The 4806-nt window shown below is 61.6% G+C and carries 5 protein-coding genes; all 5 read left to right on the top strand.

The window, feature by feature from the left end:
- Nucleotides 1-133 precede the first annotated feature (133 nt).
- The 5 genes from JJE47_05165 to JJE47_05145 all read left to right on the top strand — a co-directional run bounded on the left by JJE47_05165 (nt 134) and on the right by JJE47_05145 (nt 4496).
- Entirely contained in the window at nt 134-775 is a 642-nt protein-coding gene (locus JJE47_05165; GenBank protein ID MBK5266805.1) for a glycosyltransferase, read from the top strand.
- A 201-nt stretch (nt 776-976) separates the two neighbouring features.
- Entirely contained in the window at nt 977-1843 is an 867-nt protein-coding gene (locus JJE47_05160) for a glycosyltransferase (GenBank protein MBK5266804.1), read from the top strand.
- Between the two features lie 31 nt (nt 1844-1874).
- The gene (locus JJE47_05155; GenBank protein ID MBK5266803.1) at nt 1875-2651 is read left to right on the top strand and encodes an HAD-IIB family hydrolase; all 777 of its coding nucleotides are present in this window, start codon (nt 1875-1877) and stop codon (nt 2649-2651) included.
- Complete coding sequence (locus JJE47_05150) at nt 2648-2998, top strand: phosphomannose isomerase type II C-terminal cupin domain (GenBank protein MBK5266802.1); 351 nt, start codon at nt 2648-2650, stop codon at nt 2996-2998. The genes JJE47_05155 and JJE47_05150 overlap by 4 nt, the downstream gene beginning before the upstream one ends.
- A gap of 1 nt (nt 2999) precedes the next feature.
- Nucleotides 3000-4496 (top strand): glycoside hydrolase family 130 protein, encoded by a 1497-nt coding sequence (locus JJE47_05145; protein ID MBK5266801.1) that lies wholly within the window; start codon nt 3000-3002, stop codon nt 4494-4496.
- Nucleotides 4497-4806 lie beyond the last annotated feature (310 nt).

Here is a 4806-nt window from a genome sequence, read left to right as displayed (position 1 = left end):
GCTGAGCAAGTCGGCGCTTCGTCGACTGGCATCTAGATACGACGTCGATCAGCGGAAATTGGCCTTCATCCCGCATGGGGCGGCGCAAGGATTATCCGGCCCCTCGTTGGCGACTGGGACACGGCCCCTGGTGATGACCTGGGGCTTGATCAGCCCTGGCAAAGGACTGGAAACGTCGATCGAAGCCTTTGCCGCCTTGACGGATATCCGCCCTCTGCCTCGATACCTCATTTTGGGCGGAACACACCCCAAGGTGCAGGCCTCCCAGGGTGACGCCTATCTGTCGGGTCTAAAGGCCGGGGCTTCGGCACTGGGGTTGGACGGTGTTGTCGAGTTTGGCGGTCGCTATCTCGATTTAGATTCCCTAGTGATGGCCATTCGGGAGGCCAACGTTATTCTGATTCCATACGAATCCAAAGATCAGGTCACGTCGGGTGTTCTCGTCGAGGCAGTCGCTGCCGGCAAGCCGGTCATCGCCACCGCCTTCCCCCACGCGATCGAGATGCTGAGCACCGGCGCCGGAATGGTGGTGCCACATTCGGATGCAGATGCCATGTCCCGCGCCCTTCGCAACGTGCTGACGAATCCGCAGGTGGCAACTCGAATGGCTCACGCCGCCCGCTCTCTCGCCTCTGAGTTGCTCTGGCCCGCCGTGGCGGCCAAATACGAAGCGGTCTTCTCCAGTCTGGTCAATGACCCGCCGACAGCTACCGTCCAGATCAGGGCTCGCCATAGCAGGGCCCTGGGCCGAGATCCGGGCCAAGTTAGTGACTGAAGAGGCTTCTTTGGAACGGATGAGCTCAGGCTGGACCCAGTTCGCAACCGCGGAAAACCGGCTCGCCGACCGAGCTCTGCCTGCGATCCGTCTTGATCATTTGCGCCGGATGACACTTCTGTTGGTCTGCGGGAGCATGCCCGATACTCGACCCCACCCGTCGAGCACGGTCATTGCACCGACGACACCACACGAGCGTCGATGCTCATCAGCCAGCAACAAGACATGACATCGGAGCTGGCGGTTCTGGCTCGGATCAACATGGCGTTTCTCCAAGACGCAGTCTCACCTCATGGAGGATTCCGCAATCGTCGCCGCGCGGATGGCTCCTGGGCAGACAATGGGGGGCCCAATGACTCCCAGGGGCGAGCTATCCGGGCTCCCGGGTCGGTGATTCGCTTTCGCTCCGAGGCTTGGATGCACGAAGCAGCCTTCGAGATGTTCGAGAAACAGTGTTTCATCTCGGCATCGCCGCGTGCCAACGCGTCCGCGGTGCTGGGCGCCGCAGATGTTCTTGCGATGGAGCCGACTAATGCTCGAGCCAGGGGGGCCATGGAGGAGTGGGCGGCTCACCTCCGGGTTGGAGATGACCGGCGCTGGCCGTGGCCGGAGTCGCGTTTGGCGTACGCCAACACCACGACCCCCGAGGGTCTGCTCGCCGCAGGAGAGGCCCTCGACAGTGACCAGGTAATGAAACAAGGCTTCCGGCTGCTCGACTGGCTCATCTCCGTGGAGACCCGGGAGGCCCATTTCAGCTTCACAACGGTGGGTGGGTGGGCACTCGGAGAGCCGCGTCCTGGATTCGACCAACAACCCGTCGAAGCTGCTGCCATGGCTGATGCCTGCAGTCGGGCTTGGAGTCTGACCGGCGAACCACGCTGGCGCGAGGCCGTCATGAGAGCAGCCGGATGGCTCATCGGGGCCAAGACCATGGAGCCGTTCTCCATGACGCCAAGACCGGCGGGTACCATGACGGGCCGACCTCCCAGCGGGGTGAATCTGAATCGAGGAGCCGAGTCGACACTGGCCCGTCTGAGCACCCTCCACCAAGCTGGCCGAATGTGGTGAGAATAGACCCGACCTGGTGGAGGCGGATGTTATGAAACGACGGGTTATTGCCTTCGATCTCGACGGGACCCTGGCGGTCACCAAGTCGGCCATCACCGATGTGATGGCCGACAGGCTGGGCGATCTCCTCTCGATATATGAGGTATGCGTCATTTCGGGCGGCACCTTCGACCAGTTCGAGGTTCAGGTGATCGATCGCCTCGATGTGAGCCCGAAGCAGATGACAAGGCTTCACATCATGCCGACTTCGGGGACGAGATACCTCCGGTTCGATGATCGGAGTCTGGAATGGGTGATGCAGTATTCGGAGGACCTGTCGTCTGAAACAAAGGCGCTGATCGTCGACGTGCTCACCGCCGGCGCCAAGGAGCTGGGTTACTGGGAGACCGATCCGTACGGCGAGATCATCGAGGACCGCGACAGCCAGATCACCTTCTCGGCGCTCGGTCAACTAGCGCCCGCCGAGAGAAAATACGCCTGGGACCCGGATGGGGCGAAAAAGCTGGCGCTGCGAGACTATGCCCGGCGGCGGCTCTCGGATCTGGAGGTCCACGTCGGAGGCACCACCTCGGTTGACGTGACCGAGGCCGGTATCGACAAGGCCTACGGCATGCGCAAGCTGATGACAGCCCTCGACTTGGCCATCGGAGACATCCTGTTCTTCGGCGACAAGCTCGACGAAGGTGGTAATGACTTCCCGGTCAAGGCGATGGGGATCGCCACGATCGCGGTCCGGGACTGGGAAGACACCGCTCTCGCCCTTCGTGCGATAATCGAGGCGGCCGATGACGGAAAGAAGGATGGATGACATCTTCGACACACGATGAGCGCCCCTGGGGCAGATACACCGTGCTGGGCGGTTCCGACGGATACCAGGTTAAAGAGATCGTTGTTGATCCCGGCAAACGCCTCAGTTACCAGCTTCATAGACATCGGTCGGAGCACTGGTTTGTCGTCGGTGGGGCCGGCCAGGTTGTTCTCGATGGCCAGGCCCGTGACGTTGGAGTCGGCGATGCCGTGGATGTTGGCACCGGCGAGCTTCACAGAATTGGCAACACCGGCTCGGACCCGCTGGTCTTCATCGACGTTCAGGTCGGTGACTATCTCGGTGAAGACGACATCGAGCGTATCGACGACGATTTCGGGCGAGCCTGACATGGCGGGATTATCAAGATCCGCTGAGCTCGGCCGGCCCGGTGCCGACCCGATCCCGGTAACTCGAACCGGTGTCGAGCTTCGCCCCGATCGCCGGCGGGTGATCCTCAAACCATTTCTTCCCGATGACCAGGTCTTCCCGGACGACGGCATGCTGGATCGAATCCTCGCCATCCCCGAGGACGAGGTCTCCTCCACCCTGGCCGATGCCTGTAAGAGATTCGAGGACCGCCATCTGGACCTAAACGATATCCTGGAGCAGCACTTCCGGTTCGTGGATCGTCAGGCGGGCGGGCTCCCCGGGGTCTCGGCGGATCGCCGCCTGCTCATCGGGGCGTATTACACCAATGAGTACTCGATAGAGGCTGCTGCGCTCACCAATCCGTCAATCGTCCTTGCCCCCGATCAGTCGGGGCTGGACCCGGGGGCACAGAGGTTCATCCTGAGCCTGCGTGGTATCGGTGAGGGTCATATCTCGTCAATCCAGTTCCGCGCAGGTGTGGTCGACGCCCGCGGTGGGGTAACCGTCGAACCGCCCTCACGCTACGCCTCCACCGGCACCCACACTCCGCCGCTGTTTGAAAAGGAGATGTTTTGCGCCAGGTTGATGGAGATGGAAGCCTTCGATCGACTGGCAGTGGACGTGATCGACCAGTTGGGAGAACGGTTTGCATTGGAGGAGTTGGAGACCGCCATCGCCGCCGTCGTGGGCAAATCCGAGACCCGGCTGCTCCCTGAGGCAACGACGCGGGCCATGCACTGGTTGGCAACCTCGAACTATGTCCTGACATTCGCGCCTGAGTCGGAACTTTCCCAGAGGGTGATCTTCCCGGGGTCGAGTATCGAGAGTCATGGAATGGAAGATGCTCGCTTCGTGCGGTTCACCCATGAAGACGGATCGGTGTCCTACTACGCGACCTATACGGCATACGACGGATTTCGGATCCTACCCCAGCTCATAGAAACGGCCGACTTCAACTCATTTCGAATCGAGACCCTGAGCGGCGACCACGCTCGGAACAAGGGAGCCGCCCTGTTTCCCCGAAAGATCGACGGTCAATACGTGGCGCTGTGCCGATTCGACGCCGAGAGCAACTATGTGATGCGGTCCGACAATGTGCGCATCTGGGACAACGCCGAAATGATCGAGTCACCAAAATTCCCCTGGGAGCTGGCTCGGATCGGTAACAGTGGATCGCCTTTGGAAACGGAGGCCGGCTGGCTGGTGATCACCCACGGGGTAGGGCCATTTCGTACCTATAGCCTGGGAGCCATTCTCCTCGACATTGACGATCCGAGCCGGGTCATCGGCCATCTCCGCGAACCGCTGCTTACCCCGCTGGAGTCCGAGCGCGACGGCTACGTGCCAAATGTCGTTTACTCATGCGGGAGCATGATCCATGGTGACGAATTGATTCTCCCCTACGGACAGTCCGACACGGAATGCCGGATAGCAACAGTCCCCCTCGCCCCTCTCCTGGCGAAGCTGGCGGGCTGATCCCGGGTTACCTTCTGCCGCGCCCCGCCTGTCCGTTAGCCCGGCGTTCAACCGCATGACGATGATGGATCTGTCACCAATCGCATGTTGAAGACCTGGCGGTTGATCTCGCTTACGGGCGTTGATCATCATCCTCGGCTGCGGCACCCCGCCGAGTGCCCCCGGCGGGCCTTCCAAATGGACCGGCACAACGAGAATGGCGCGATCGACATGGGGTCTGACGAAGAGTCGCGCGATCGGGCTCGCCTGCGGTGGAGTCAGTCGCTCCGTCGATGTGGAGGGGCACCGATCGGATCGACGCCGCACCTCG

Source organism: Acidimicrobiia bacterium (assembly GCA_016650365.1).
In the GTDB taxonomy this organism is placed as follows: domain Bacteria; phylum Actinomycetota; class Acidimicrobiia; order Spongiisociales; family JAENVV01; genus JAENVV01.
The sequence above is the reverse complement of the archived record's forward strand: the minus strand, read 5'-3'. Positions and strand labels throughout refer to the sequence as shown.